Source organism: Sulfuriflexus sp. (genome assembly GCF_032250955.1).
Classification (GTDB): Bacteria; Pseudomonadota; Gammaproteobacteria; order AKS1; family AKS1; genus Sulfuriflexus.
This window is the reverse complement of record NZ_JAVVES010000003.1, coordinates 44,370-71,042: the sequence shown is the minus strand read 5'-3', so window position 1 is coordinate 71,042 and position 26,673 is coordinate 44,370. Positions and strand designations below refer to the sequence as shown.

At 57.4% G+C, this 26,673-nt stretch carries 25 protein-coding genes, 1 pseudogene and 1 riboswitch; of the genes and pseudogenes, 8 read left to right on the top strand and 18 right to left on the bottom strand.

The window, feature by feature from the left end; all coding sequences use genetic code 11:
• From RQ738_RS01035 to gshB, 14 genes and pseudogenes are all read right to left on the bottom strand, one after another.
• A pseudogene (locus RQ738_RS01035) lies at positions 1–370 on the bottom strand (ISL3 family transposase); the annotation flags it as partial.
• Positions 371–499: 129 nt separating this feature from the next.
• Positions 500–772 (bottom strand): helix-turn-helix transcriptional regulator, encoded by a 273-nt coding sequence (locus RQ738_RS01030; protein ID WP_314161516.1) that lies wholly within the window; start codon positions 770–772, stop codon positions 500–502.
• A complete protein-coding gene (locus RQ738_RS13695; RefSeq protein ID WP_409929507.1) occupies positions 759–1,097 on the bottom strand; it encodes a type II toxin-antitoxin system RelE/ParE family toxin in 339 nt (112 codons plus the stop codon). Before RQ738_RS13695 ends, RQ738_RS01030 begins: the two co-directional genes overlap by 14 nt.
• 114 nt (positions 1,098–1,211) lie before the next feature.
• Complete coding sequence (locus RQ738_RS01025; protein WP_314161515.1) at positions 1,212–2,087, bottom strand: dihydroorotate dehydrogenase electron transfer subunit; 876 nt, start codon at positions 2,085–2,087, stop codon at positions 1,212–1,214.
• 11 nt (positions 2,088–2,098) lie between these two features.
• Positions 2,099–3,382: a dihydroorotase gene (locus tag RQ738_RS01020; RefSeq protein WP_314161514.1), complete on the bottom strand. Its 1,284-nt coding sequence runs from the start codon at positions 3,380–3,382 to the stop codon at positions 2,099–2,101.
• The gene (locus RQ738_RS01015; RefSeq protein ID WP_314161513.1) at positions 3,379–4,395 is read right to left on the bottom strand and encodes an aspartate carbamoyltransferase catalytic subunit; all 1,017 of its coding nucleotides are present in this window, start codon (positions 4,393–4,395) and stop codon (positions 3,379–3,381) included. Before RQ738_RS01015 ends, RQ738_RS01020 begins: the two co-directional genes overlap by 4 nt.
• Positions 4,396–4,422: 27 nt before the next feature.
• On the bottom strand, positions 4,423–4,932 hold the full coding sequence (pyrR, locus tag RQ738_RS01010; RefSeq protein ID WP_314161512.1) for a bifunctional pyr operon transcriptional regulator/uracil phosphoribosyltransferase PyrR: 510 nt from the start codon (positions 4,930–4,932) through the stop codon (positions 4,423–4,425).
• The gene (gene ruvX, locus RQ738_RS01005; RefSeq protein WP_314161511.1) at positions 4,929–5,336 is read right to left on the bottom strand and encodes a Holliday junction resolvase RuvX; all 408 of its coding nucleotides are present in this window, start codon (positions 5,334–5,336) and stop codon (positions 4,929–4,931) included. Before ruvX ends, pyrR begins: the two co-directional genes overlap by 4 nt.
• Positions 5,336–5,899: a YqgE/AlgH family protein gene (locus tag RQ738_RS01000; protein WP_314161510.1), complete on the bottom strand. Its 564-nt coding sequence runs from the start codon at positions 5,897–5,899 to the stop codon at positions 5,336–5,338. The genes ruvX and RQ738_RS01000 overlap by 1 nt, the downstream gene beginning before the upstream one ends.
• A 320-nt stretch (positions 5,900–6,219) precedes the next feature.
• Positions 6,220–7,116 (bottom strand): energy transducer TonB, encoded by an 897-nt coding sequence (locus tag RQ738_RS00995; RefSeq protein WP_314161509.1) that lies wholly within the window; start codon positions 7,114–7,116, stop codon positions 6,220–6,222.
• On the bottom strand, positions 7,113–7,664 hold the full coding sequence (locus RQ738_RS00990) for a Gx transporter family protein (RefSeq protein WP_409929506.1): 552 nt from the start codon (positions 7,662–7,664) through the stop codon (positions 7,113–7,115). The genes RQ738_RS00995 and RQ738_RS00990 overlap by 4 nt, the downstream gene beginning before the upstream one ends.
• Positions 7,648–8,025 carry a NusG domain II-containing protein gene (locus tag RQ738_RS00985; protein ID WP_314161508.1) on the bottom strand — a complete coding sequence of 126 codons (378 nt, stop codon included), beginning with the start codon at positions 8,023–8,025 and terminating at the stop codon, positions 7,648–7,650. The genes RQ738_RS00990 and RQ738_RS00985 overlap by 17 nt, the downstream gene beginning before the upstream one ends.
• A 9-nt stretch (positions 8,026–8,034) precedes the next feature.
• A complete protein-coding gene (locus tag RQ738_RS00980) occupies positions 8,035–9,102 on the bottom strand; it encodes an FAD:protein FMN transferase (RefSeq protein ID WP_314161507.1) in 1,068 nt (355 codons plus the stop codon).
• Entirely contained in the window at positions 9,099–10,061 is a 963-nt protein-coding gene (gene gshB / locus RQ738_RS00975) for a glutathione synthase (protein ID WP_314161506.1), read from the bottom strand. Before gshB ends, RQ738_RS00980 begins: the two co-directional genes overlap by 4 nt.
• Before the next feature lie 380 nt (positions 10,062–10,441).
• On the opposite strand from gshB, the gene RQ738_RS00970 reads away from it, so the two are divergent.
• The 8 genes from RQ738_RS00970 to RQ738_RS00935 all read left to right on the top strand — a co-directional run bounded on the left by RQ738_RS00970 (position 10,442) and on the right by RQ738_RS00935 (position 21,975).
• On the top strand, positions 10,442–10,804 hold the full coding sequence (locus RQ738_RS00970; RefSeq protein ID WP_314161518.1) for a response regulator: 363 nt from the start codon (positions 10,442–10,444) through the stop codon (positions 10,802–10,804).
• Between the two features lie 60 nt (positions 10,805–10,864).
• Positions 10,865–11,230 carry a twitching motility response regulator PilH gene (gene pilH / locus RQ738_RS00965; RefSeq protein ID WP_314161505.1) on the top strand — a complete coding sequence of 122 codons (366 nt, stop codon included), beginning with the start codon at positions 10,865–10,867 and terminating at the stop codon, positions 11,228–11,230.
• Entirely contained in the window at positions 11,211–11,795 is a 585-nt protein-coding gene (locus RQ738_RS00960; protein ID WP_314161504.1) for a chemotaxis protein CheW, read from the top strand. Before pilH ends, RQ738_RS00960 begins: the two co-directional genes overlap by 20 nt.
• Before the next feature lie 79 nt (positions 11,796–11,874).
• Positions 11,875–13,902, top strand: a complete 2,028-nt coding sequence (locus RQ738_RS00955) for a methyl-accepting chemotaxis protein (RefSeq protein WP_314161503.1) — start codon at positions 11,875–11,877, stop codon at positions 13,900–13,902.
• A gap of 41 nt (positions 13,903–13,943) precedes the next feature.
• On the top strand, positions 13,944–14,816 hold the full coding sequence (locus RQ738_RS00950) for a protein-glutamate O-methyltransferase CheR (protein ID WP_314161502.1): 873 nt from the start codon (positions 13,944–13,946) through the stop codon (positions 14,814–14,816).
• Between the two features lie 21 nt (positions 14,817–14,837).
• Entirely contained in the window at positions 14,838–20,213 is a 5,376-nt protein-coding gene (locus RQ738_RS00945; RefSeq protein ID WP_314161501.1) for an Hpt domain-containing protein, read from the top strand.
• On the top strand, positions 20,200–21,420 hold the full coding sequence (locus RQ738_RS00940; protein ID WP_314161500.1) for a chemotaxis protein CheB: 1,221 nt from the start codon (positions 20,200–20,202) through the stop codon (positions 21,418–21,420). The genes RQ738_RS00945 and RQ738_RS00940 overlap by 14 nt, the downstream gene beginning before the upstream one ends.
• A gap of 36 nt (positions 21,421–21,456) precedes the next feature.
• Positions 21,457–21,975 carry a chemotaxis protein CheW gene (locus RQ738_RS00935; RefSeq protein ID WP_314161499.1) on the top strand — a complete coding sequence of 173 codons (519 nt, stop codon included), beginning with the start codon at positions 21,457–21,459 and terminating at the stop codon, positions 21,973–21,975.
• A gap of 9 nt (positions 21,976–21,984) precedes the next feature.
• Here the strand turns inward: RQ738_RS00935 and RQ738_RS00930 are convergent, their stop codons facing one another.
• The 4 genes from RQ738_RS00930 to metK all read right to left on the bottom strand — a co-directional run bounded on the left by RQ738_RS00930 (position 21,985) and on the right by metK (position 26,497).
• Positions 21,985–22,716 (bottom strand): 16S rRNA (uracil(1498)-N(3))-methyltransferase, encoded by a 732-nt coding sequence (locus tag RQ738_RS00930; RefSeq protein ID WP_314161498.1) that lies wholly within the window; start codon positions 22,714–22,716, stop codon positions 21,985–21,987.
• Between the two features lie 118 nt (positions 22,717–22,834).
• Entirely contained in the window at positions 22,835–23,674 is an 840-nt protein-coding gene (metF, locus tag RQ738_RS00925; RefSeq protein ID WP_314161497.1) for a methylenetetrahydrofolate reductase [NAD(P)H], read from the bottom strand.
• 101 nt (positions 23,675–23,775) lie between these two features.
• On the bottom strand, positions 23,776–25,197 hold the full coding sequence (gene ahcY, locus RQ738_RS00920; RefSeq protein ID WP_314161496.1) for an adenosylhomocysteinase: 1,422 nt from the start codon (positions 25,195–25,197) through the stop codon (positions 23,776–23,778).
• Between the two features lie 22 nt (positions 25,198–25,219).
• Positions 25,220–25,295: riboswitch (S-adenosyl-L-homocysteine riboswitch) on the bottom strand.
• Between the two features lie 44 nt (positions 25,296–25,339).
• A complete protein-coding gene (gene metK / locus RQ738_RS00915) occupies positions 25,340–26,497 on the bottom strand; it encodes a methionine adenosyltransferase (protein ID WP_314161495.1) in 1,158 nt (385 codons plus the stop codon).
• Positions 26,498–26,673 lie beyond the last annotated feature (176 nt).

The window sequence follows — 26,673 nt, the reverse complement described above, 5'->3', positions numbered from 1 at the left end:
CTTCTTTCCAGCTCAGGCGCTTCGCCCAACCTGCCAGGAACCAGGCATAGGCCTCTGTCAGCCGGTGCTTACCTGACGCCCAGGGCATCCGTTCTACCCGCACACCACAGACGGGACAATCAACCCGGCGCGGCGTATAGCGAAAAAACACCTTATGTCCCCACATCGGGATAAACTCAAACAGCCGCTCCGGCAGCCGATCATACCCGGGCCTTTTATGCCCGCAACCACTGCAGACCGGGCGGCTATTTGAGCGGGGCTGTATCTCAACTTCCAGCGTCGGTACCGGTGCACCTTCCACCAACCGCACGGCCCCATACACAAATGATTTGAATTTTTGGACTCGATTGAGGATAGTCTTGATCTGCATCCTGTTCCTTTTTCTCTGGCTTGATGGTTGCTCGATACTTCCATCTTCTCAGAGTTGGGACAGGGTGCTCTACCCTCCAATTTCCAGAAAACTATCTCTATTGCTCCAAATTCGCTATATTTTTACCCACTAATTTTTCCGAAGAGCCTTAATCAATAAATCCAGAGAGACGGAAGGGTCGCCTGTTTCCATCTTGGCGACACGGGATTGGCTGGAGTCAATTAACTCGGCGAGTTGTTTCTGGGTTAATCGTCGCTGGCTTCGGGCATCTTTTAATTTGTTTGCCAATTTCAGTTTGAGTTCAATATAGGCGGACTCTTCATCTGACAATTCCAGAAAATCAGCAGCATTACCCACTTTCCAGCCGTTGGCTTCAAGTTTGTTACGTTTAGCTGTTTTCATTGTCATACCTCCTGATCCTGTCTTTACATGTGTTGATAATATGTTGTGGTGTGGTGCTGGTTTTTTTCTCAAAGACCGAAAGAATCACAATGGCATCAGAATCTGTTCTGTAGATAATTCGCCAGGTAGAGTTTTCATCGTTAATCCGTAACTCATGGCAGCTACGCCCGATATTGGGCATGGGGCGAGATTGCGGCATCGCCAATTTCATTCCGCGCTGCAATTGTCTCAATAGATAACCGGATTCAAGTCGGGCCTGTTGAGAAAATGGTGGCGTCCTGACCTCACCATGCAGCCAGACAACATCCTTGTCATGAGGGCTCATGCGTATAAATGTATGTCAGAAATGACATATCGTCAAGCTGTAATATTAGGGGGGAACTAATCGATGATTTTGGAATGATGATTGATGAATGAAAGATCAATCATTATTTATTAATTACGAGAACACGGTTCTCGCATCAAACACCGGCCCGTCAACGCAGACGCGTTTCATGGCCGGGCCATTTTCAGTTTGTACTTTTACCACGCAACCGGCACAGCCGCCGACAGCGCAGGCCATGAACTCTTCGAGCGAGACCTGGCAGGGCAGGTTGTATTCGCTGGCGAGTCTGGCGACGGCCTCAAGCATGGGGTGCGGGCCGCAGGAAAATATCTCTACTTCGTTGCGTTCTGCTTCACTCAAGGCATCGAGCCAGGCGCGGGCCAGGTCGGTGACGTAGCCTTCATAGCAACCGGGGTAGCCTTGCAGGCTGGCGAGCCGGCAGGCGATGCCCCAGTCTTCGAGCATGGGCATTGTGCCGATGACCTCGGGCGGCAGACCGGGCACGAGGTGCGTGGAGGGCTGCACCTTGAACGGGAACGGAACTTCCGAACCCAGGATCACGAACGGTTCGTGCGCCGTGTCGCGCAGGCTGTCGGCGATGAAGATCATCGGCGGCATGCCCACGCCACCGCCGATCAGCAGGGGACGCCTGCGCTCGGCACTCGGCGCGAATGGCCGACCGATGGGGCCCATGACGCTTAATACTTCACCGACCTTGCGTTCGGCGAGCAGGCGCGTGCCATGGCCGAGGGCCTTGTAGAGCAAATCGACATAACCCTTGTTCGCATCGACGCGCATGATCGAGATCGGCCGGCGCATCGGCAACAGTTCGGCACAGCGGAGATGCACGAAGCTGCCGGGTTGGGCACTGGCGGCAATCTTCGGGGCCTGCAGGCGTAAGACGTATTGCTCGCCGGCGAAGGCCTCGTGGGAGATGATCGCGGCGTCTTCGCTGAAGATGGTGTTGCGGTGTGGTGCGAGGTTGCTCATAAGGGTGGCTTTTAGTTGGCGGCGTCGAACACGAGGCGGCCACCGACAAGGGTCTGGGTAGCGCGGCCAATCATCTCCCAGCCGGTAAACGGGGTGTTGTGTCCGCGGCTGTGCAGGGTCTCGGGGCTGACGAACCAGCTGGCCTGCGGGTCAAAGATACAGACATCGGCCGGCGCGCCCGTGCCGAGACGGCCACTCGCCAGGCCGAGGATATCGGCCGGGGCCGCAGTGACCCTGGCCAGCGCATCGCTGAGCGAGAGCACGCCTTCGTCGGCCAGGCGCAGCACCAGTGGCAGCAGGGTATCGAGGCCGGACAGGCCTGGCTCGGTCTCGCTGAACGGCGCCTGCTTGGCATCGGGTTCATGTGGCTGATGATCGGAGCAAATCGCATCGAGGATGTGGCGGTTCAGACCATCGCGCAGGCCATCACGGTCGCGGTCACTGCGCAGTGGCGGGATCAGGTGACAGGCGCTGTCAAAGTCGAGGATATCCACTTCGGTCAAATACAGGTGGTGGACGGCGACGTCACAGGTCACCGCCAGCCCTTCGTGGCGGGCGCGGGCGATCATGTGCAGGGCGCGGTTGGTCGACAGGCGGCAGAAGTGCGCGCGCACGCCGGTCTGTTCAATGAGTTCGAGGTCGCGGGCGACGGCGACGGTTTCGGCGGCCTCGGGGATGCCGGGCAGGCCGAGGCGGGTCGCCAGCGGGCCTTCGTGGGCACAGCCGTGGCCGCTCAGGCTCGGGTCGTTCGGGTGAATGAACACGGTCAGGTCGTGCGTGGCGGCATATTCAAAGGCGCGGCGCGCCACCAGGGTATTGGTGAGCGGCTGGTTGGCGTTACTCAGGCCGATGACCCCGGCGCCCTTGAGGGCATGCATTTCACTGAGTTGCTCGCTGGCTAGCCCCAGGGTCAGGGCACCAAGCGGCAGGACCATGGCCCTGGCCGACTGCTTGGCCTGGTGCAGGATGAGTTCAACCACGGCCTCGGTATCGACAATGGGGGAGGTATCCGGCGGGCAGACCACCGAGGTGATGCCATTGGCCACGGCGGCCGCGGTCTCGCTGGCGATGGTGGCCTTGCGTTCCTGGCCGGGCTCGCGCAGATGCACGGCCAGGTCGATAAGGCCGGGGCAGACGATCTTGTTCGTGGCATCGATGACCGTGTCGGCCTTGAAACCTTTCGGGACCGTGCCGACACCGGCAACGGCACCGTCGGCGAGGTAGAGATCGGTGACGGCATCAACGGCATTGGCCGGGTCGATGAGGCGGCCGCCCTTGATATGGATTGAGTTCATGCCTCGCCCTCCGCGTCGGCGCGGCTGCGCATGGTCATCGACATCGCGGCCATGCGCACGGCGATGCCGTTGCTCACCTGTTGCAGGATCACCGAGTGCTCGCCATCGGCCACCGCCGAGTCCATTTCCACGCCGCGGTTGATGGGGCCGGGGTGCATGACCAGCACATCGGGTTTGGCCAGTGCGATGCGTTTTTCGGTCAGGCCGTAGAGCTGGAAGTATTCCTGTTCGCTGGGGATGAAGGCGCCGTGCATGCGTTCGTTTTGCAGGCGCAGCATGATGATGACATCGACATCCCGGATGCCCTGCTCGAGGTTCTGGTAAATCTGCACGCCGAGTCTTTCCATGCCGACCGGGATCAGGGTGCGCGGCGCGACCACGCGCAGTTCGCCGACGCCGAGGGTGTTCAGGGCATGGATCTGGGAGCGGGCGACACGCGAGTGCATGAGGTCGCCGACGATGGCCACGCGAAGACTCGAGAAATCCGGCTTGTGCTGGCGGATGGTGAACATGTCGAGCATGGCCTGGGTGGGGTGCTCGTGGCTACCGTCGCCGGCGTTGATGACGCTGATGTGCGGGGCGACCTTGCTGGCGATAAACTGCGCCGCGCCGCTGCTCGAATGGCGGACGACGAACATATCGGTGTGCATGGCCTCGAGGTTGCGCAGCATGTCGAGCAGGGTCTCGCCCTTGCTCGAGCTGGAGGCGCTGATGTTGATGTTGAGGACGTCGGCCGAAAGGCGCTTGGCGGCGAGCTCGAAGGTGGTGCGGGTGCGCGTGCTCGGTTCGAAAAACAGGTTGCATATGGTGCGGCCACGCAGCAGCGGGACCTTCTTTACATTCTGGGCGGTGACACTGACGAATGACTCGGCAGTATCGAGGATTTCGGTGAGGATACTCTTGGATAGACCTTCGATAGCAATGAAATGACGGAGTCGGCCGTTGCTGTCGATCTGGATCGTTCGCGGCCGTTTGATCGGGGCAGTGGACGAGTTAGCGCTACGCGTTGTCATTAAGTCGGCATTATTGCAGATTTTTTTCTACTTTGCCTCAAAAATTATCAGGCTCAGCGGTTCGGGGCCGTTTAGTTTGATCTGTTCGCCCCTGGCCAGGTGGATGTTGAGCGCGGCAACATCGGCGGCAATCGGTAACTCACGGCCATCGCGCTCGACCAGCACGGCCAGCCAGATCGAGGCCGGGCGGCCATAGTCGAACAGTTCATTCATGGCCGCGCGGATGGTGCGGCCGGTATGCAGGACGTCATCGACCAGGATCAGGTGACGGTTCTCGATGGAAAAGGGTAACGCGGAGGGTTTGACCTGCGGGTTCATGCCCACGCGCGTGAAATCATCGCGGTAAAACGAGATGTCGAGCGTGCCGAGGGCCTCCTTGATGCCGAGCTGCTGGTGCAGGCGCTCGGCGACCCAGACGCCACCGGTGTGTATCCCGACCATAACAGGGTCGCTGATATCGGCCTCGGCGAGCTGGGCCTGCAGGGCCTCGCCCATCGCGTGGATATGCTGTTCTACATCTTCGTCAACGGTTCTCATTCCATCCCCTGTTCATTTAACCAGGCCTGCAGGATCAGGCGTGCGGCCTCGCGATCGATAGCAGCCTTGTCCTGACCGCCACCGAGGTTCTGTTCGGCCTCGGCGGAGCTGAGGCGCTCATCGGCCTCGTAAACAGGCAGATTGTAGCGTGCTTTGAGCTGGCCGCCGAATTTACGTGCGGTTTTGGTCATTTCCTGTTCGGTGCCATCCATGTGCACGGGGATACCGACGACGAGGCCATCGGGCTGCCATTCGCGGATGAGCCTGTCGATGCCGTCCCAGTCAGGCTTGTGATGACGTGACTGCAAGGTGACCAGGGCGGTGGCGGTGCCGGTCAGGGTCTGGCCGACCGCGACGCCGGTTCGCAGCCGACCGTAGTCAAAGCCGAGCAGGGTCTGTGGCATCAAGCGTGCCCGATCTCGCCGGAAAGCTGACCCAGGTCGATGCCCAGCGAAGCGGCTGCCGCTGTCCAGCGGTTCTCGATCGGGGTATCAAAGATAATGGCGGTGTCAGCCGGACAGGTCAGCCAGGCATTGTCGGCCAGTTCCTGTTCCAGCTGGCCGGCTGCCCAGCCGGCATAACCGAGTGCAACCAGGGCATGTTGGGGGCCGTTGCCATCATGCATCGCCTGCAGGATGTCGCGCGAGGTCGTGACGCCGACCTGGTCGGTAACGGCGAGCATGGAGTCCCACTGACCGAGCGGATGGTGCAGGACAAAACCGCGCTCGGTCTGCACCGGGCCGCCGAGATACACAGGCTGGTGGCCGGTCGCCGTATCCGAGTTTTGCATTTCCATATGCGCGAGAACCTCACCCAGCTCGATATCGAGTGGCTGGTTGATGATGATGCCCATCGCCCCCTGCTCGTTATGCTCGCAGATGTAGGTGACGCTGTGAAAAAAGTTCGGGTCTTCCAGCGCCGGCATGGCGATGAGAAAGTGGTTGTTCAGATAGGACGTATCAGTCATACCGCAAGTATCCGGCACTCGCCCGCGGCTGGCAAGATGCAGAAACCCCTGAGGTCGTATCGATAGCGAAAGCCGGGAGAAAATCCTGAACGCCACAGCCTCGTCATTCTGGCGGAGGCCGGAATCCAGTGATTAAAATCAACATCCTGGGATGATGAGCGTTTGCCAGGGGTGGAATTTTTGTGTTCCCGGCTGGGAACGCAAAGTGCGCGAAGTCGCAAAGGTCGCGGAGATACATTAACTAAAACCCTTGGCGTCCTCTGCGACTTCGCGTCTCTGCGTTGGGCTGGTGAGGTTCACATTTCCTGGTGTTTATTTTCCTAGCGCGAGGTCAGGCGGTTGCCACTCTGGAAGATCCAGGTGCGGGTGATGTGCAAGAGGTCGGTTTCGGCGCGGATATTATCCGGGAACGGCGCGTAGGGGGCGGCGAGGCGCACAATTTGCTGCGCGGCATCATCGAGTATGCGGTTGCCGGAGGATTGGACGAGGCTGATGTCCTGGATGCTGCCGTCCGCGCGTAGCACCACGGTTAGTATGAGCTTGCCGGTCAGGCGGCGGCGCGTGGCCTCCTCCGGGTAGTTGATGCGGCCGATGCGCTCGACCTTGAGCCGCCAGGCGTCCTGGTAGGCGGCGTAGTTGTATTCGGTGGTGCTGGCGGTGATGAACTTGCTGCGTTTCTGTTTCTTGTTGGCGAGTTTTTGCTGTTCGTATTCGGCGCTGGCGCTGGCGATCTGTAGGGCGTGGCTGATCATCTGGCTCGCGCTCGGGGTCTTGTTCTGTTGTGACGCCGATTGCGGCCTGTCCGGTACCGGTTTAGTGGCTGCGTCGGCCGTCATCACGGCCTGTTGTTGTGTCTGCGGGGTTTGCTCGCGGGGCGTGACCGCCGGACTGCTCTCTGGGGCGGTACCGGTATTCTTGTGCGGGGTGGCGACTTCCTGCCGGCGCGGCGCCACGGGCTTTTCGATGTCGGGGGTGTTGCCACTGCCCTGCTGGTTGGCCTGGGCGAGGAACTGCGCGTCCTCTACCGGTTTTTCACTTCTGGACTGCACCAGCGTGATTTCCATCGTCTGTATGTGCTCGGGTTTGTTCAGCGACTCGCTACTGAAGGTGATGCCGAGAATGATCAGGGCATGGATGACTACCGCAAAGAAAAGCGTCAGGCCGAAGCGGTCAAAGGCGGTGATCGTCGGTGTTGGCAGCGGGGCGGTGTGAGTCATGTGGATCGCATTTCTTGCATCTGTTGCATTACCTTGTGCGTGATTATACCGCCAACAATGCCAGACAAAAGGGCCGCAGTAAGCAAAACCGGCAATAGCAACAATAACGCCGGGTGGGGCATAAACAGGCTATAGGCAGCAAAAAACTGGCCACTCATGTGCGCCAGCGCCGCCAGGCAACTGTGCCCTACCGGGCCGAAGGGGCGGCCGGGCAGGTGGATGCTGACCGCAAGCACAGCCAGGCTGGCCAAGGCCCCGCTGAGACTGAGCATGAAGGTCGGCGAGAGGAAGGTCCCCAGTAACAGGCTGCCGCCGAGCACGCGCAAGAGACTGACCCAGGCGGCCATGCGCCAGCCATAGGCCAGCAAGACGTAGAGGCTGATGATGTTCGCGAACCCGGGTTTGAAGCCGGGCAGGGGCGTCGGCAGGGCGCTTTCCGCCAGGTGGATAACGATGGCCAGGGCAGCGAAACCGGCGATACGCAGGTCATCGCGGTTGGCTTGCAGGCTAAGGCCGGGAGAGGCGGTCATGCTAGAAGTTGATGGCATCAAAGTCATTGTCATTGCGCGCCAGCTGCACACTTAAGCGATTGGGCAGACAGGCGACGGCGGCCCCGCCATGCTCGATCCAGCCGTTCTGGATACACAGCTTGTTACGACAGGGGGAGTCGGTAAACCGCAAACGGCCGCCGGTGACCTGTAGCGTGCTGTCGCCGATGGCGCCCTGCAGGGTAATGACCTGGTCGCGCCGCATATCGATATGCTGATGCTGGCCGAGGTGATCGGTAATGATCGCGGTCTGCGCCGGGCGGGTTGAAAAGGTGCCGCTGTACAGGAAGCCGAGCAACAGGCCGGCGCTGATGATCAAGATACCATCGGCAAGGGTCAGCATGCGTGTAGTCGCGGCCACGGGCGGCAATTACAGCGTCGCGCTGAGGAGGATCTCAGGCTGGTTAGTTAGCTTGATCCGCCGGGCCATCGCCGGGTTCATGTGGACCCGGCCCTGCTTGTCGATCAGCATGACATACTTGATGCCCATCTGTTTGGCGATGCGATGCCAGTCTTGCGGGCCGGCGACAAACAGGGCGGTAGCGGCGGCGTCGGCCGTGGCCCCGTCAGCATGGATGACCGTGACCGAGCGGGTTTGACTGGCCGGGTAACCTGTGCGCGGGTCAATGATGTGGTGATAGCGCTGGCCGTCATATTCAAAGAAGCGTTCATAGTCGCCGGAGGTGAAAACGCTCTCGTCGCCTTCAATTTCCAGTGAGGCGAACACCCCCTCACCGCGCGGCTGGCGGATCCCCACGCGCCAGGGCCGGTCGGCATGGCGGCCAATGGCGCGCAGGTCGCCGCCGGCGTTGACAATGGCATTTTCGATGCCGAGTTCGCGCAGGTGGTTGATGGCGACATCGACGGCATAGCCCTTGGCGAAGCCGCCAAAGTCGAGCTGCAGTGTGGCGTTGGTGCCGCGCATGTTGAGGCCTTCAATGACAATATCATCCATGCCCGGTGCACTCTCCAGCAAGGCCGCTATCTCGGCCGGCGCGGGCGGAGGCTGTTGGTCATCGCGCTGATCGCTGTGAAACCCCCACAGGTTGATGAGCTGGCCGATGGCCGGATTAAACAGGCCTTCGCTTTGTGTCGACAGGGTCTGCGACGAGGTGATCAGGGGCAGCACCGAGGGCGCGAGTGAAAAGGACGCGCCGGTCTTTAGCAGGCCGTTGATGCGGGCGAGGGCGCTGGGTTGCCAGGCATGCCAGGTGGCATGCATATAGTCAAAGTCATCGAGGATGGCGTTATAGGCGGCGCGGGCGTGCGCCGCCTCCACCCCGACCAGGGTGACCTCGACGAGGGTGCCGAAGGTATAGACCGTTTCGTTGAATTTGGTTGCCGGTTGCGAACGCTCACAGCCCGACAGGCTAATGCTTATCAGGATGATCGTCAGCGCGCCCAGCAGGCCGCGGCGCAGGTACGGGAGTGTGCTCATGACAGCCTTTTTTCAATGACGTCCATCAGTTGGGCGCTGATATTGAGTCCGTAGAGGGCATCGAGTTCGCGGATACAGGTCGGGCTGGTGCTGTTGATCTCGGTCAGGTAATCACCGATGACATCAATGCCGACGAAGATCAGCCCGAGTTCGCGGCACACCGGGCCGACCCGGGCACAGATTTCCCGGTCGCGGTCACTGAGCTCGACGCCCTCGCCACGGCCGCCGGCCGCGAGGTTGCCACGGGTTTCGCCGGCGGCCGGGATGCGCGCCAGGGCGTAGGGCACCGGTTCGCCATCGATGAGGAGGATGCGCTTGTCGCCAAGGCTGATCTCCGGCACAAAGCGTTGCGCCATGATATAGCGCGCGCCATTGCCGGTCAGGGTCTCGATAATGACGTTGGTGTTCGGGTCGCCGTCGCGGACGCGGAAGATTGAGGCCCCGCCCATTTCGCCGAGGGGCTTGAGGATAATGTCGCCGTGCTCCTGGAGAAAACGCCGTAACTCATTGGCCCGGCGGGTGACCATCGAGGGCGGCATGCAGTCAGGGAAGCGGGCGGCAAACAGCTTCTCGTTGGCGTTGCGAATGCTCTCCGGCCGGTTGACGACCAGGACGCCTTCGGCCTCGGCCGCTTCCAGCAGGTAGGTACTATAGATATATTCCATGTCGAAAGGCGGATCTTTTCGCATCAGGATGACATCGAGTTCGGCCAGTGCCTCCCGGCGCGGCGCACCGAGCGAAAACCAGTCGTTCGCATCCGCGCGCACAGTAAGTTGGCGCATTTGCCCGAAGGCGCGCCCGTCCTGCAGGGACAGGTCCTCTAGCTCCATATATTCGAGCTGCCAGCCGCGGGCCTGGATTTCAAGCAGCATGGCCAGCGTACTGTCCTTGGCATACTTGATAGAGGCGATGGGGTCCATAACAACGCCGAGGCGGATGGTTTTGCTGTGTTCAGGCATGGTGTTGGCCGTATCCCGGTATCCGAAAACAAGTCTTCATGGTAGCTTATTGCGCAGCACTTGGCATGGGCAGAATAGTCCGGGGCCGGCAAACTGGACGATTGGCCCGCGAGCGTCTTTAATTAGGGGGGGGACAATTGTCAGGGGGCGATTGTCGCCCACGCCAGGGGCGGGGTGAGCCTGGGGGACTGCCGGAAAGGGGTTGGCAGGGGCAAGAATACATATTATTTGCAATAGCTTATAGAAACTACCTACAATTTGTGTTAAATGTTAAAAATAACAACTATTGTTTCTAAATAACGATCCGGATTTGAGAAAAACGAGGGGTGAGAGTGGCCAGCGAGACTAAAACGAACGGGGATTACGCAGGGCTGAATGTCATGGTCATCGATGACAGCAAGACCATCCGGCGCACCGCAGAAACCCTGTTGAAAAAGGCCGGTTGTGATGTGATTACCGCAACGGATGGCTTCGAGGCCCTGGCCAAGATTGCCGATCATCGCCCGGATATCATTTTCGTTGATATCATGATGCCGCGCCTGGATGGTTACCAGACCTGCGCGCTTATCAAGAATAACCAGAATTTTAAATCGACCCCCGTGATCATGCTCTCCAGTAAAGATGGCCTGTTTGACAAGGCGCGGGGCCGTATCGTGGGTTCCGAACAATATCTGACCAAACCCTTTACCAAAGATGAGCTGCTTGGCGCGATCACCCGGCATGTGATCGAAGTCCGTGCATGATGTTTGCCGTGGTCGTGAAAACGTTCATGGTCTGGAAATGAAAATAAGGAGAACAACCGAATGGCACGCATATTGATAGTGGATGACTCCCCTACCGAGATCCACGTTCTGAAAACCATGCTCGAGAAGCACGGCTTTGATACCGCATCGGCGGAAAGCGGTGAAAAAGGCGTGGAGGCCGCGAAAGCGGAAAAGCCGGACATGATTCTGATGGATATTGTTATGCCGGGTATGAATGGCTTCCAGGCCACACGGCAGATTTCGAATGATGACGAGACCAAAGACATCCCGATTATTATCGTCACCACCAAGGATCAGGAAACGGATCGTGTCTGGGGTTTGCGCCAGGGCGCCAAGGATTACCTGACCAAGCCGGTAGACGAGAAAATATTGATCGAAAAGATTAATGCCTTACTGGCCGGTTAAAGACGACTATCAAGCGATGAATGCCAAGGTAAAAAAAATCGATCCGATAGCCCTGCTGCGCGAGATTGAACGCCGCAGCATCAAAAACGCTGCCGGTCTGCCGCAACAGGAAGAGTTGAAGAGCACTTCCCTGGCCATCGGCTTCCGGATCGGTGGCCTGAAAATGGTGACCCCCGTGGACGAGGTTACCGAGTTGTTGACCTATCCTGCTATGTCACGCGTCCCCGGGACGAAGACCTGGGTCAGAGGCATTGCCAATGTGCGCGGCAACCTGCTGCCGATTATGGATTTGCAGGATTACCTGACCAAGCAGCCCACCGTATTGACCGTAAAAAGCCGTGTCCTGGTGGTGAATCATGGCGGCATATTTTCCGGACTGCTGGTAGATGAGGTTCTGGGGTTGAGGCATTTTCAGGATGAAGAACGAAAGAGCAAGTTACCCGAAGTTGATAATTTTATAAAAAGCTACCTCAGCGGTGCCTATCAGCAGGATACCGAAGAATGGGGAATATTTAGTATGCACGCATTGGCGAAAAGCCCGCTGTTTTTACAAGTCGCAGTGTAAGCCAAATGGACTGCAGGTCGGCATCAAGCATGTGGGCCGACAATAACAAAGCGGTTACCGGAGTTCAGGAGAGAATAAAATGAAGAACGTCAAGAACGTATTGGATCTCAGCAAGCTGAAGGAGTACAAGCTAACCGCGCTCGCGGTCGGGATTGGCATCTCGTTCGTGGCAATGGCTGTCTTCCTTGGTTATAACACCACCAGGACCAGTTATGACGCCAGGTACCTGACAAACGCCGGTGAACAGCGGGTGCTTTCGCAGACCATGTCGCGTTTCGCTATCGAGGCCTCGCAGGGTAACGAAAACTCCTTTGCCCGGCTGCAGACCTTGCGTAATCAATTTGAAAGCAGCTTCAATGCCCTCGATCAGGGCGACGCGGCCAGTGGTTTTGCCAAATCACCCGAAGACGTCAGCGTACAACTGAATGCCGTCGGCAACACCTGGTCTAAATACCGCAATAACATCGACGCCATCCTGGAACGTAAGGACGCGATCCTGTCACTGGGTCAGTCGGTGCAGGCGATTTCCGATAACATTCCAAACCTGCTGGCCTTGTCGGATGAGGTGGTGGGGATCCTGATTGAGACGGGTGCCGCGCCACAGCAAATCTATATTGCCAGCCGCCAGCTCATGTTGACCCAGCGTATTGCCAATAACGTCACCCGCGTGATTCAGGGGGGCCAGGGCGCCGCCACCGCCGCCGACCGTTTTGGTCGCGACACCGCCCTGTTCGGGCGCGTGCACCGCGGCATGTTGAAGGGCGACCGCCGCTTGCGCATTACCGAGGTCAGTGACCCGGATGCCCGCGACAAACTGACCGAAGTCGGTGACGTTCTGAAGACTGTCACCGACCTGGTGGGTACGGTGCTGGAAGCCTCGCCGGAGTTGTTCCTCGTTCACGATGCGGCTGAACAGGCCTCGTTAAGATCGGGGGTCTTGCTCGCCAACCTGACCACCCTGATCGATGACTACAATACCTATATCGGTAACCGTATTGCGCCAATTGCCGGTGGCCTGTTCGGTATTCTCACCCTGGTATTGTCCGGCCTGTTTGTCTTCTTCTATACGCAGGATGCGAAAAAACGCCAGGCGGTAGCGGAAGCCACCACCAAGCGTAACCAGGAGGCGATTATGCGTCTGCTGAACGAAATGGCGGACCTCGCGGATGGTGACCTGACGGTGCAGGCGACAGTGACCGAAGACATTACCGGTGCTATCGCCGACTCGGTGAACTACACCACCGACGCCTTGCGCAACCTGGTCACATCGATTAACGAGGCCTCCGTGCAGGTATCGTCGGCTTCCCAGGAAACGCAGGCCACCGCCATGCACCTGGCCGAGGCGTCTGATCACCAGGCCCAGCAGATTACCGGTGCCAGCACCGCGATTAATGAGATGGCCGTGTCGATTGAAGACGTTTCCCGAAACGCCGCCGAGTCAGCTGAAGTGGCGCGCCGCTCAGTGGATACCGCGCGTAAGGGTGCCACCACGGTGCAGGATAATATCCGCGGTATGGATACGATTCGTGAGCAGATCCAGGAGACCTCGAAACGCATCAAGCGTCTTGGTGAAAGCTCACAGGAAATCGGTGATATCGTTGAACTGATTAACGACATTGCCGACCAGACCAACATCCTCGCCCTGAATGCCGCAATCCAGGCCGCCATGGCCGGCGAACAGGGTCGTGGTTTCGCGGTGGTTGCCGACGAAGTGCAGCGACTCGCTGAACGTTCATCGAACGCTACCAAGCAGATCGAAGCACTGGTGAAAACCATTCAGACCGATACCAACGAAGCGGTTATCTCCATGGAACAAAGTACCGCCAATGTGGTTTCCGGTGCGAAGCTGGCCGAGGACGCGGGTCAGGCCCTGGAGCAAATCGAGAGCGTGTCCGGCCAGCTTGCTGAGCTGATTAATAATATTTCCGGCACCGCCCATCAACAGTCCAGTGCCGCAACGAGCATTTCCGAGACCATGAATGTGATTCAGGAAATTACCACGCAGACATCCGCCGGGACCAATGAGACAGCCACCTCGATTGGTAACCTGGCCGAGTTGGCGAATGAATTGCGCCGTTCGGTATCCGGCTTCAAATTGCCGGAATAAGGACACGGGTTCGCGGACTGTAACAACAGGATAGAGCAAGCATGGCGATTGCAGCCTGGTCAGGTCTTGATTCCATGTCCAACATGGATGATGCGCTTTACCTGCAGTGGAAGACACTGCTGGAAGATCGCACTGGCATGATTTTGCCAAATGAACGGCGTTCATTTTTGACCACCAGCCTGGGTATTCGCATGCGCGAGATCGGTTTTACCGATTACCAGCTCTATTACGAACACGTCCTCAATGGCTGCGAGGGCGCGATCGAATGGGCGACGCTGGTTGACCGGCTGACGGTACATGAAACGCGTTTTTTCCGGCACATGGCGTCGGTCGAAATGCTGCGTGAACTGGTCTTGCCGCAATGGATGTCAGAGGACGAACCGCCGGGGACGATTCAGTGCTGGAGTGTCGGCTGCTCTACAGGTGAAGAGCCTTATACACTGGCGATGGTACTGGATCACTTCAGGGAAACGGATTACTGCCAGTATTACTTCGGGATAACGGCATCGGATATCAGCCTCGCCTCACTCGCAACAGGGCGCAAGGGTGTTTATCACAGTCGCAAGCTACGGGATGTGGATGCGGTTTTGCGCGGCAAGTATTTCAGACGCGTCAGTGATACGCATTTTGAAGTGAACGAGGCATTGCGTAAACGGGTTTGTTTTGCGCAGTTGAATGTGCTGGAAATGGAGCATGTGCCGATCGGCAAGGTGCACCTTATCATTTGCCAGAACATGTTGATCTATTTTGACCGTAAACGGCGCATTGAGATTCTGAACAACCTGGTCGAGCACTTGCTGCCAGGTGGGGTACTGATACTCGGTGCGGGAGAAATCCTCGGTTGGCAACCGCCAATAATCGAGAAGATTGAATTTAACGATACGCTGGCCTTCCGCCGACTACCATCGGCATAAGCAGAGGGCGCGGGAAAATATATGGCTGATAGCTACGATTACAGTACGCTGAACTGGGTCAAGGGTGAGATTGACGAAACCCTGAATCAGGCACGGCAGGCCCTTGAGGCCTATGTCGAGAATCCTGAAGACGAGACTCAATTGCAGTTCTGCGCGACACATCTTCACCAGGTGCACGGCACGCTGAAGATGGTGGAGTTGTATGGTGCGGTTATGGTTGCCGAGGAAATGGAGCACATTGCGCGCGCCCTGATCGACAAAAACATCGCCAGGAAAGAAGACGCCTACGAAGTCCTCATGCGCGCAATTCTGCAATTGCCGGATTACCTGGAATACCTGCAGGCCGGTAACAAGGATGTGCCCGTGGCCTTGCTGCCGCTGCTGAATGATATGCGCGCCACCTGTGGCCAGGGCCTGCTCTCGGAAGGTGCATTTTTCTCTCCAGACCTTTCCGTCACGACACCGGCAAGCAATAACCCGGTCGATGACGACGCCTCTGCACTGGCGAAAAAACTGCGCCACCGTTACCAGATGGGCCTGGTTAGCTGGTTCCGTGACCGTAATGTTGACCAGGCACTGCAGCAGCTGGCAGACGTGGTTCGCGAGCTGCGTGGCGCCCTGCGTGAACCCGCCGGTAACCAGTTGTTCTGGGTCGCCGGAGGCTTGATTGAAGCCCTGATTGACGAAGGGCTTGATGCCAGTGTTTCCAGCAAACTTCTGCTCGGCCAGGTTGACCGCCAGATAAAACGGATCATTGACGAGGGTGAAGCGGCTATTGCGAGTGAGCAGCCGGTTGATCTGGTCAAGAACCTGCTCTTTTATGTGGCGAGCGCCAGCAGCCAGGGGCCAACGGTAACGGCGCTACGTGAAACCTTCCGGCTTGATGATCTGTTATCAGGCACTGGTACACAAACAGCAGAACAGGCCAGCCTCGGTGGCGTGAATCTCGAGGTGCTCGAAACCGTTGCCAGTGTCGTGCATGAAGACCTCGCCCGCATCCGGGATGATATCGATCTGTTTATGCGCTCAGAGCAGCGCGATATAACAAGCTTGCAAGCCGTTGCCGATGCCCTGAAAAAGGTTGCAGACACACTGGGCATGCTTGGCCTTGGCATGCAACGTAACGTCGTGGTTGAGCAGGTGGCAATCGTCAATGACATGATCGCCGGTAAGTTGCCACCCGATGAAACCACCTTTATGGAAATGGCAAGCGGCTTTATCTTTATCGAATCAAGCCTCGACGAACTCAAAAAAGGTGGCACGGGTGGTGAGGCGCAGGGCAGTGCAGTGTTGCAAGGCCTCAAGCGTCTGCAAGGCGAAGAAGTCGAAGAGAGCGATACAGAGGGCAGTGCGACACTGTTACAGGACAGCGATCAGCAGGAGCTGCTCAAGGCGGTTATCGCCGAGGCGAAGACGGATATGGCGCGGGTCAAGGATGCCATCGTTTCGTTTATCACGTCGCCGTGGGAACACGACTTGTTACTGGAAGTGCCGCAACTGAATCGCCAGGTTCGTGGCAGCATGTCGATGCTGTCACTTGACGATGCTGCCGAGTTGCTCTCAGCCTGCAATGATTATATCAGTAACGACCTTATCGAAAAGAAGAGTATCCCGGATCAGGGCACGCTCGAAACCCTTGCCGATGCGATAACCAGTATCGAGTATTACCTCGAGGCGCTGGAAGAAAATCGTAGCGATCGTAACGAGATTCTGGAGATCGCCCGCGACCGGGTCAGTAAGCTGGGTTACCCCATCGGGCTTGCTGCCGTTGACGAACAGGGTGATGAGATAATCAGCCCGGACACTCTCGCGGCGGAAGCCGAGCCCGAAGACGAAGCAGTTACCGAAACAGCCGCACCGGTAACGGAGCCTGCGCCGTCGCCGCCCCCGGCGGGCGGTCTTGAAGAAGACGAACTCGATGATGAGATTATCGAGATCTTCCTCGAAGAGGCCGGCGAGGAAATGGTCACGCTGGACGAGTACTTTCCGAAATGGAAACAGAATCCGGATGATGAAGAGGCCCTGACCACGGTTCGGCGTTCCTTCCACACCCTGAAAGGGAGTGGTCGCATGGTGGGCGCAATGGCTATCGGGGAATTCGCCTGGGCCTTTGAAAACCTGCTGAACCGCATTATCGACAAGACAATCCCGCTAAGTACCGATGCCCTGGATCTGATCGACAAGGGTCTGGCGGCCCTGCCGGAACTGGTCGAGCATTTCAAAGGCGGTGCGGCGCCGGTGACCGATGTTGACAGCCTGCAGAATGCCGCCAACGTGATGAGCAAGAGTGGCAGCCTGCCACGCGTCGAGACCGGCGATATGCAGGTCCCCGCGGAAGGTGAAGGACCAGGCGTTATCGCCAGCATGGAAAGTGTTGCCGCTAGCCAGGCAATCAAGAGCGAGGATACTGAAGACGCTGATGATGCCGGGCAAGAAAGCAGCGGCATTGACCCGGTGTTGCTGGAAATATTTACCAAGGAGTCCAGACGTCACCTGGGCGATATTGATGCCTTTGTTGAGCAATGCCAGGGGCAGGGCGAGCATTGCCGTATCAACGAAGAAGTCACCCGTGCCGTGCATACACTGCATGGCAGTGCACACATGGCCGGTATTGCCGATATTGCCGAAGTCAGCAACCTGCTGGAAAAATATATCAAGTTGTTGCAGGGAAATAACAGTAGTGTTGACGAGGCCACCATTGCCGCGATGACCGGGTTCTCGCGGGTCGTTCGACAACGCGTAAGTGAGCTGGCTGACCCTGAGGCAGACACGGATTACAAGCTATCCTTGCTGGACGAGCTCAACGAACTCTACGAGCAGGAGCTGGACCTTGAGCGCCGTACAACAGCGTCGGCCAGACAAACGGCACGGGGCAAAGAGCCCCACTTCAGCCCGCCAACAACGGTCGAGTCGGCGGTCACTGACGATGACGATTTCGATGCTGAACTGCTGGAAATCTTTATCGAGGAAGGCGTTGAGATACTTGACGCCAGCGAGGTCACCCTGCAGAACTGGATAAACCAGCAGGATGATAAGGAACTTGTAGAACAGCTGCAGCGCGAGATTCACACCCTCAAGGGCGGTGCGCGCATGGCGGGCATCAGTGCGATTGGCGATTTGAGTCACAGTCTTGAGACCATGATTATTGCCATTACCGAGGGCCGCGTACAGGTCTCGAAAAAGATGTTTGACCTGGTACAGCAGGCACATGACGAGCTGGTCACGATGCTCGAACAGGTACGGGATAACCAGCCGCTGACGGCGGAAGACGCACTCGTCGCGAAGCTGGAGGCCCTGGCAGCAGGAAAAAGCCTTGATGAACTGGCAGAAGCCACCGCGCCTGCCGAAACAGTTGATAGCGAAGGGGCAACGGCTGCGGTCGAGGCCGCCGGTGATGTCCCTGATGACGAGCAGGTGGTAAACGATGCGATTGCCGCAGAAGCCGCCACGGACGCGGTTGAGCCGGAAGAGGAAGAAGTGGTTATTATGCCACCGCTGCCGGAGCAACCAGCCGTTGCAGCAGAGTCGCCTGAACGGCAGGCACGCGGCCGGATGCAACACGAACAGGTTCGTGTGCGTGCCGATTTGCTTGATGAACTGGTGAACTTCGCCGGTGAGGTCAGTATCTATCGTTCCCGTATCGAGCAACAGGTCGGCACCTTCCGCTATAACCTGACGGAAATGGAACAGACCATCTCTCGTTTGCGTGAACAGATGCGTCGCTTCGAAATCGAAACCGAAGCACAGATCATGTACCGCTTCGAGGAATCGGGCGCGGAGTACGATCAGGATTTCGATCCACTGGAAATGGACCGCTTCTCCAATATGCAGCAGTTGTCACGGGCCCTGCTTGAGTCGCTGAACGACCTGAACAGTATTCAGGGCCTGCTTGATAACCAGACCCGTGAGAGCGAAACCCTGTTGCTGCAACAGTCACGGATTAACACCGAGTTGCAGGAAGGCCTCATGCGGACGCGCATGGTGCCGTTCAGCCTGCATCTGCCGCGCCTGCGCCGCCTGGTTCGCCAGACCAGTAACGAGATCAAGAAAGACGTTAACCTGGTTGTCACGGGTGAAGAAGGCGAACTGGACCGCAACGTCCTCGACCGCGTTCTGCCACCCCTTGAGCATATGCTGCGTAATGCCGTTGACCACGGCATGGAAACCCCGGCCCAGCGCAAGAAGAGTGGTAAGCCGGAAACAGGCACGATTCATATTGCCATCAGCCGTGAAGGGACCGAAGTCGTCATTCGCCTCAGCGACGACGGCAAGGGTATTGACCTGGCTGCGATCCGTGACAAGGCCAGGGACCGCGGGTTGATGAAAGAGGACTCGGATCTCACCGATAAGGAGGTTGTGCGTTTTATCCTTGAATCCGGTTTTAGTACTGCGCAGAAGGTTACCCAGATATCCGGTCGCGGTGTCGGCATGGACGTGGTCAACAGCGAGATCAAACAACTTGGTGGCAGCCTGCAGATCGATACCGCAAAGGGGCGGGGTAGTCGCTTTACCGTGCGCCTGCCGCTGACGCTGTCGGTCAACAAGGCCCTGCTGGTGAACGTCGGTGAAGATATCTACGCGATACCCCTGTCCTCCGTAGAAGGGGTCGCCCGGGTCAGCCACGAAGAACTGCAAAAATTCTATTCCAGCAATGATGCCCGTTATAGTTATGGCGGGCATGATTACCGCTTCATGCACCTGGGGACACAGTTGGGCCTGAATCGGCCGCTGTTGCCCGGGCCGGGAGGCAGGTTGCCGGTGCTACTGGCGCGTGCCGGCGACCATCGCATTGCCCTGCAGGTGGAAGCCCTGCGTGGTAGTCGTGAAATCGTGGTGAAACCGGTTGGCCCGCAGATCAGCACCGTTCAGTCCATTTCGGGTGCGACGATCCTTGCCGACGGCCGCGTCGCCCTGATCCTGGATATTGCGTCACTCGTTTATATGGACGTGGCGCGCCCGGCCCTGGAGCGCGAGACCAGCGAGGCAGAACGGACTGTCGCTGCCGCCGCGAAGACGGCAAACCGCCCGCTTACTGTCATGGTGGTAGATGACTCAATTACCGTACGCAAGGTTACGACACGCTTGCTGGAGCGTAATAATATGCAAGTCATCACGGCGAAAGACGGCGTCGACGCGGTAGCCGTGTTGCAGGAACAGATACCGGATATTTTCCTGCTCGATATCGAGATGCCGCGTATGGATGGTTATGAACTGGCGACGCATATCCGCAATGATGAGAAGCTGAAGTCTATCCCGATTATCATGATCACCTCGCGTACCGGTGACAAGCATCGCCAGCGGGCCATGGACATCGGTGTCAATCAGTATATGGGCAAGCCATTCCAGGAAAGCGACTTGTTGCAGAACATTAAAGAGACGCTGAATGAGTCACGCTGAGATGACAGCCGTTGCCGAAACCAGCCAGCTACGTGTCGCTCTACTGTCCGATTCTGATAACCAACGCGCCAATCTCAAGACCTTGCTCGAAGGCAGTGGCATGCAAGTGATTGAGAGTCGGTTGCTGTGTGCCGAAAGCATACGTCGTTTAAACGCCGATGATGCCGATGTCCTGCTGGTCGACCTGGACGATAATGTCGAGCGCGATCTCGATTTTTTTGATGAGCTTCTCGAAAGTCCGCTACCGACCCTGTTTAACGAGGCCAATTCAACGCGCATGCGTGCGGCACAGCCTGGTGGGGACTGGGGGCGCAACCTCGCCAGGAAACTCAATGATATGGTTGGCGAATCGGTTGAAAAGGTTGTCGAAGCCGCCGTCCAGCAGGTCTCGGTCAAGAGCCGGAAAAATGCCGGTGCGCTCACCGCGCTCGACAGTGCGCCTGCCGATCCTGCAGCAGATACAACGCCTGCCCGGGAACCGAACGAAGTGCCCGCCGCGGAGATCACACCGGAATACCTGGCCGAGGCCGAGTATCTGGAGTCGATCAAAAAGCAGGCGTTGCTACAGGCCAGCCTGGAAGTTGATGCGGAGAAAAAGACTGTATCAAAACTGATTTCCACCGCCGGTGTTGCGGCCCGTAATGTCTGGGTGATTGGTGCCTCGATCGGTGGCCCACAAATGGTCAAACGCTTTCTTGCCGAAATAAAAGCCGATATACCCGTAGCCTTTGTACTGGCGCAGCATATCGGCAGCAACTTTGTTCCCCTGCTGGCGAAACAGCTCGACCAGGTTTCGCACTTCAAGGTTGTGCAGGCCAGCGAGGGCCACTTGTTGCGGCATAATGAAGTTGTGGTTGCACCGACTACACAGCGGGTAACAATAGATGCCGAGGGTTATATTCGTTTAAAGGCGATGGAGTTCAAGAGTATCTATACCCCATCAATTGATACCGTGATGACGGATATATCGATACGTTATGGTTCGCGTACCAGCGCCATTGTATTCAGTGGCATGGGTAATGACGGGGTACGTGGCGCACAGTTGATTGCGTCGCGTGGCGGCAAGGTCTGGGCCCAGGATTCTGCTACCTGTGTTGTCAGTAGCATGCCCGACTCGACCCGGCGTGCCGGTATCGTCAGCTTCAGCGCGGAACCAGAGTTGTTGTCTGAGCATCTCACGACATATTTTGAAACCCATACCCGATAGACAGGAATAGCGGTAACGCTACACAGGAGTGAAACCATGACACAAGCCGCATCGACCATCGCCAGCCAGATTGTGCCGCTCAACGATGAGCAGATGGTATTGCCGAATACGGCAATTGCCGAGATCATCGATTTTAGTCAGCTGGCGGCAGTGCCGTCAGCCGTGCGGAACCGCCCGGAATGGTTATTGGGGATGCTCGCCTGGCGTGGACTCTCGGTACCGGTGATTGCCTTTGAAACAATGTTTGGCGGCAAGTATGCCGAGCCGGGGTCACGCACGCGTCTGGCGGTATTGAACGTCGTAACGGGTGTCCCGGGCGTGCCTTTCATCGCCGTACCCACCCGGACTATTCCGCAATTGATGCAAATCGATCAGTCTGCCATCAGTGTCGTCGAGGAACCTGGTGAGATGCATCCCGCGGTAGCCTGTCATGTTGTCATTGCGGGCAAGACGGCGATCATACCCAATCTTGACGAGATTGAGCGGCAGGTGGCGGAAACCTTTGCTATGAAGCCGCCGACCGGCACGAAAAAGAAGGCCGCAAAGAAAAAATAACCGCCGTGGCTAATGCAGGTCGCCCCACAAGGTCTGTAGAGCAGCAATACAGGCTACTGCGGCAGTTTCCGTGCGCAACACACGCGGCCCGAGTCGAATACCCATGTAGCCGTTTGCGTGTGCAAGTACACGTTCCTGATCCCCGAGCCCGCCTTCCGGACCAATGAGCAAGTGCGTCCTGCCGCCGGGCGGCGGCAGGGTAGTCAGGCCCGTCTCGGCCAACGGGTCCAGCAGGAGTTTGTTGCCCACGTTCTCCTGTTCAAGGTATTCGGGCAGGGACAGGGCGGCTTCGACGACAGGCACATGGTTACGGCCACACTGTTCACAGGCACTGCGAACGATGCCTTGCCAGTGTTGCAGGCGTTTCGCCAGTCTCGCTCCCTCCAGTGACACCATGCTCCGTTGGGTAAAGACCGGGACGATGCGGCTGATGCCCAGTTCAGTGGCCTTTTGAATCGTATAGTCCATCCGCTCGCCGCGTGAGATACCCTGTACCAGGCTCAGGTCAAGGGGGGACTCACGGTCACGATTATTGAAGGCGCCAACAATCAACTCGGCGCGGCGTTTGCTGACCGATGCCAGTTGGGCCGCGTACTCGCCACCTTGCCCATTAAACACGGTAAGTTCCGCCCCTGGCTTGAGGCGCAGGACACGGGCGACATAATTCAGTCGTTCAGCCTCGAGCGAGACAGTTGCGCCTGTCTGCAAGGGGATATCAATGAAGAGGCGGGAGACTCTCATAGAGATTGATGATTTATGATTGCGGATTGATGATTTGCCCTGAACAATCGGAGATGGTTAGGATACTCACAATGAACCCGAAGGGTTCTGTGAGCAGACTCCCAACCATTTGCACCTATCAGAGTCCGAGCTCCTTTAACAAACTGACCGTCGGTTCCGCACGGTTCATGGAGTAGAAGTGCAGCCCCGGTGCCCCGGCTTCGAGTAACTGTTCACACAGTTGCAGGGTCACTTCAAAACCGAAGGCACGGATCGAGTCCAGGTCTTCACCATAGCCTTCCAGTCGGGTCCTGATCCAGCGCGGGATTTCAGCACCACAACCGGCAGAAAAACGTGCCAGTTGCTTGTAGTTGGTAATCGGCATAATGCCGGGAATGATCGGGATCGTGATGCCCAGACGCTCGCTATCTTCCACAAAACGTACCCAGGCATCGACATTGTAGAAATATTGCGTGATAGCGGCATTCGCACCGGCCTCGATCTTGCGGGCAAAGTGCAGTAAATCATCCTGCATGCTGGTTGATTGCGGGTGCATCTCCGGATAGGCCGCGACCTCGATATGGAAGTGGTCACCGGTCTCATGGCGAATGAACTCGACCAGTTCATTCGCATAGCAGAACTCACCCGGGTCATCCATGCCTTCCGGCAGATCCCCGCGCAGCGCGACAATGCGCGAAACCCCCGCCTCCTTGTATTGCTGTAGCAGGCTGGCAATCTTTTCCCTGGTTGAACCGATACAGGTGATATGCGGTGCGGCGGCAAAGCCGTGTTGCATGATTTGCTGAATTGTATCGTAAGTGCCTTCCTGGGTGGTGCCGCCGGCACCATAGGTGCAGGAGATATAACTGAAATCAAACTGCTTGAAGTCAGTCAGGGCAGCGTCCAGATTTTCTTTGCCTGCCGCGGTCTTGGGCGGGAAGAACTCGCAGCTGTATATCCTGGATATATTCTCAGTCATGTTTTTTCACGAGCTACCATTGTTTGGTAAAAGAACGCAAAGTGTCGCGGCGTGCATACCTGCACAAGCGCGACACTTTGCGCGTTTTACAAAGGTCTGGATTAGTAACGATAATGGTCCGTCTTGTAAGGACCGTCTGCCGCCACACCGATGTACTCGGCCTGTTCTTTGGTCAGTGGTGTCAGATTGGCGCCGATCTTTTCAAGGTGCAGGCGCGCCACTTTCTCGTCGAGTAGTTTGGGCAGCACGTAAACCTCGTTCTTGTAGTTTTCGGCATGCTTGAAGAACTCGATCTGGGCCATAACCTGGTTGGTAAACGAGGCCGACATGACGAAGCTCGGATGACCGGTTGCACAACCAAGGTTCACCAGGCGTCCCTTGGCAAGTACGATGATCTTCTTGCCATCCGGGAAGATGACATGGTCAACCTGTGGCTTGATCTCTTCCCATTCGTATTTTTCCAGGGAGGCAATGTTGATCTCGGAATCGAAGTGGCCAATGTTGCAGACAATCGCCTGGTTCTTCATCGCGGTCATATGGTGATGGTCGATAACATTGACGTTACCTGTTGTGGTGACGAAGATATCGCCGTCCTTGCAGGCATCATCCATGTTGACGATGCGGTAACCTTCCATTGCCGCCTGCAGGGCGCAGATCGGGTCGATTTCGGTTACCCACACGGTGGCACCCATGCCGCGGAAGGCCTGTGCACAACCCTTGCCGACATCACCATAGCCAAGTACGACACAGATTTTGCCGGCGATCATAACGTCGGTGGCGCGCTTGATACCGTCAAGCAGGGACTCACGGCAACCGTACAGGTTATCGAACTTGGACTTGGTCACCGAGTCGTTGACGTTCATTGCCGGGAATAGCAGTTCACCGTCTTCCATCATCTGGTAGAGACGATGCACGCCGGTGGTCGTTTCTTCGGTGACGCCACGGATACTTTTGGCAATGTCGCGCCATTTGGTCGGGTTCAGATCGAGATTGCGGCGCAGCACATCCAGGATGGCTACCCATTCTTCATTATCACCCTTCTTAGAATCCGGTACAGCACCTTCTGCTTCGAACTGCGCACCCTTGTGGACGAGCAGGGTGGCATCGCCACCGTCATCGAGGATCATGTTTGGCAGCTGACCATCCGGCCAGTTGAAGGCCTGCTCGGTACACCACCAGTATTCCTCGACGGTCTCACCCTTCCAGGCAAAAACAGGGATACCCTGGGCGGCAATGGCCGCGGCCGCATGGTCCTGGGTCGAGAAGATGTTACAGGATACCCAGCGGACCTCGGCACCGAGGGCAACCAGGGTCTCGATGAGGACGGCGGTCTGGATGGTCATGTGCAGGCTACCCATGATGCGGGCGCCCTTGAGCGGCTGTTCGTCCTTGTACTCTTCGCGGATAGCCATCAGGCCCGGCATTTCTACCTCGGCGATGGCGATTTCCTTGTGGCCCCATTCGGCCAGGGCAATATCGGCCACTTTGTAATCAGTAAAACCTGGATCAACGACTGCGTTCATGTCTACCTCCTTCAAGGTTCAAAGTCGGTGGACGCCGTTCTGCTGTAACTATTAACCCGAGCCTGGCGAGAATTATCGCTGCAGCGTCCCTCAGGTTGACAGGGGGATAAAAGAATAGCCTATAGCTTATTTATTAGCCAACTTAAAGACCGGCTGCGTCTTTCAGTGCCTCGGCCTTGTCGGTACGTTCCCATGGCAGGTCGATATCGTCACGGCCAAAGTGACCGTAGGCAGCGGTATGGCGATAGATCGGGCGAAGCAGATCGAGCATGCTGACAATACCGCGCGGCCGCAGGTCAAAGTGTCCATTGATCAGCTGGATAATACGCGCCTCACTGATCTTGCCGGTGCCAAATGTCTCAACGCGCACAGAGGTCGGATTGGCCACTCCGATGGCATACGAGACCTGGATCTCACAGCGATCCGCGATGCCGGCCGCAACGATATTCTTGGCGACATAGCGGGTTGCATAGGCGGCGGAACGGTCGACCTTGGTCGGATCCTTGCCAGAGAAGGCGCCACCACCGTGACGAGCCATGCCGCCATAGGTATCAACAATAATCTTGCGCCCGGTCAGTCCACAGTCACCGACCGGGCCACCGATCACGAAGCGGCCGGTGGGGTTGATGTGGTACTGCGTATCGGCATGCAGCCATTCCGCGGGCAGGACCGGCTTGATGACCTCTTCCATAATGGCTTCCTGCAGCGCCTTTTGTTGAATGTCCTCGGTATGCTGGGTCGACAAGACGACGGCATCGACAGCGACCGGCTTGCCATCTTCATAGCGCATAGTGATCTGGCTCTTGGCATCCGGGCGTAACCAGGCTAGCTGGCCGTTCTTGCGGACTTCAGCCTGGCGGCGAACCAGGCGGTGCGCGTAGGCAATCGGTGCCGGCATTAATACGTCGGTTTCGTTCGAGGCATAACCGAACATCATGCCCTGATCGCCGGCGCCCTGTTCATGATCTTCGCTTTCATCCACACCCATGGCGATATCGGCGGATTGTTTATCTATAGAGGTCATGACCGCGCAGGATTCCCAGTCGAAGCCCATTTCGGAACTGTTGTAACCGATCTCTTTAATGGTCTGACGGACAACCTCGGGCATATCGACCCAGGCACTGGTGGTGATCTCGCCGGCAATCATGGCCATGCCGGTTGTGACCAGGGTCTCACAGGCAACACGAGCTTTTGCGTCTTGCTCAAGGATAGCATCGAGAATGGCGTCGGAAATCTGATCAGCGACCTTGTCCGGATGGCCTTCCGAAACCGATTCGGAGGTGAAGAGATGTTCGCTCATTATTGTGTATTCCTCATTAAAAAACCCGCTTCAGCTGGACTAAAGCGGGTTCGGGAATGTTGGTCACCACGTCGCTTTAGCCGTATTTATTAAGCGCCCGCAATCTGAATTCAAATCAGCGCTGTACTGGAATAGATTATAAGGGCAACGGCAGAGAAGTCAAAGTGGAAGGTTTA

Bases quoted from the DNA above. Each gene is read 5' to 3' on its own strand.
- RQ738_RS00995 (WP_314161509.1), bottom strand. From the start codon at position 7,116: ATGACTCACACCGCCCCGCTGCCAACACCGACGATCACCGCCTTTGAC.
- ruvX (WP_314161511.1), bottom strand. From the start codon at position 5,336: ATGCCACAGACCCTGCTCGGCTTTGACTACGGTCGGCTGCGAACCGGC.
- RQ738_RS00945 (WP_314161501.1), top strand. From the start codon at position 14,838: ATGGCTGATAGCTACGATTACAGTACGCTGAACTGGGTCAAGGGTGAG.
- RQ738_RS01000 (WP_314161510.1), bottom strand. From the start codon at position 5,899: ATGACTGATACGTCCTATCTGAACAACCACTTTCTCATCGCCATGCCG.
- ahcY (WP_314161496.1), bottom strand. From the start codon at position 25,197: ATGAACGCAGTCGTTGATCCAGGTTTTACTGATTACAAAGTGGCCGAT.
- RQ738_RS13695 (WP_409929507.1), bottom strand. From the start codon at position 1,097: ATGAGCCCTCATGACAAGGATGTTGTCTGGCTGCATGGTGAGGTCAGG.
- RQ738_RS01020 (WP_314161514.1), bottom strand. From the start codon at position 3,382: ATGAACTCAATCCATATCAAGGGCGGCCGCCTCATCGACCCGGCCAAT.
- metK (WP_314161495.1), bottom strand. From the start codon at position 26,497: ATGAGCGAACATCTCTTCACCTCCGAATCGGTTTCGGAAGGCCATCCG.
- RQ738_RS00970 (WP_314161518.1), top strand. From the start codon at position 10,442: ATGGTCATCGATGACAGCAAGACCATCCGGCGCACCGCAGAAACCCTG.
- RQ738_RS00935 (WP_314161499.1), top strand. From the start codon at position 21,457: ATGACACAAGCCGCATCGACCATCGCCAGCCAGATTGTGCCGCTCAAC.
- RQ738_RS00955 (WP_314161503.1), top strand. From the start codon at position 11,875: ATGAAGAACGTCAAGAACGTATTGGATCTCAGCAAGCTGAAGGAGTAC.
- RQ738_RS00940 (WP_314161500.1), top strand. From the start codon at position 20,200: ATGAGTCACGCTGAGATGACAGCCGTTGCCGAAACCAGCCAGCTACGT.
- RQ738_RS00950 (WP_314161502.1), top strand. From the start codon at position 13,944: ATGGCGATTGCAGCCTGGTCAGGTCTTGATTCCATGTCCAACATGGAT.
- RQ738_RS00990 (WP_409929506.1), bottom strand. From the start codon at position 7,664: ATGCCATCAACTTCTAGCATGACCGCCTCTCCCGGCCTTAGCCTGCAA.
- RQ738_RS00980 (WP_314161507.1), bottom strand. From the start codon at position 9,102: ATGAGCACACTCCCGTACCTGCGCCGCGGCCTGCTGGGCGCGCTGACG.
- RQ738_RS01030 (WP_314161516.1), bottom strand. From the start codon at position 772: ATGAAAACAGCTAAACGTAACAAACTTGAAGCCAACGGCTGGAAAGTG.
- RQ738_RS00930 (WP_314161498.1), bottom strand. From the start codon at position 22,716: ATGAGAGTCTCCCGCCTCTTCATTGATATCCCCTTGCAGACAGGCGCA.
- pyrR (WP_314161512.1), bottom strand. From the start codon at position 4,932: ATGAGAACCGTTGACGAAGATGTAGAACAGCATATCCACGCGATGGGC.
- pilH (WP_314161505.1), top strand. From the start codon at position 10,865: ATGGCACGCATATTGATAGTGGATGACTCCCCTACCGAGATCCACGTT.
- RQ738_RS00960 (WP_314161504.1), top strand. From the start codon at position 11,211: ATGCCTTACTGGCCGGTTAAAGACGACTATCAAGCGATGAATGCCAAG.
- RQ738_RS01025 (WP_314161515.1), bottom strand. From the start codon at position 2,087: ATGAGCAACCTCGCACCACACCGCAACACCATCTTCAGCGAAGACGCC.
- RQ738_RS01015 (WP_314161513.1), bottom strand. From the start codon at position 4,395: ATGACAACGCGTAGCGCTAACTCGTCCACTGCCCCGATCAAACGGCCG.
- metF (WP_314161497.1), bottom strand. From the start codon at position 23,674: ATGACTGAGAATATATCCAGGATATACAGCTGCGAGTTCTTCCCGCCC.
- gshB (WP_314161506.1), bottom strand. From the start codon at position 10,061: ATGCCTGAACACAGCAAAACCATCCGCCTCGGCGTTGTTATGGACCCC.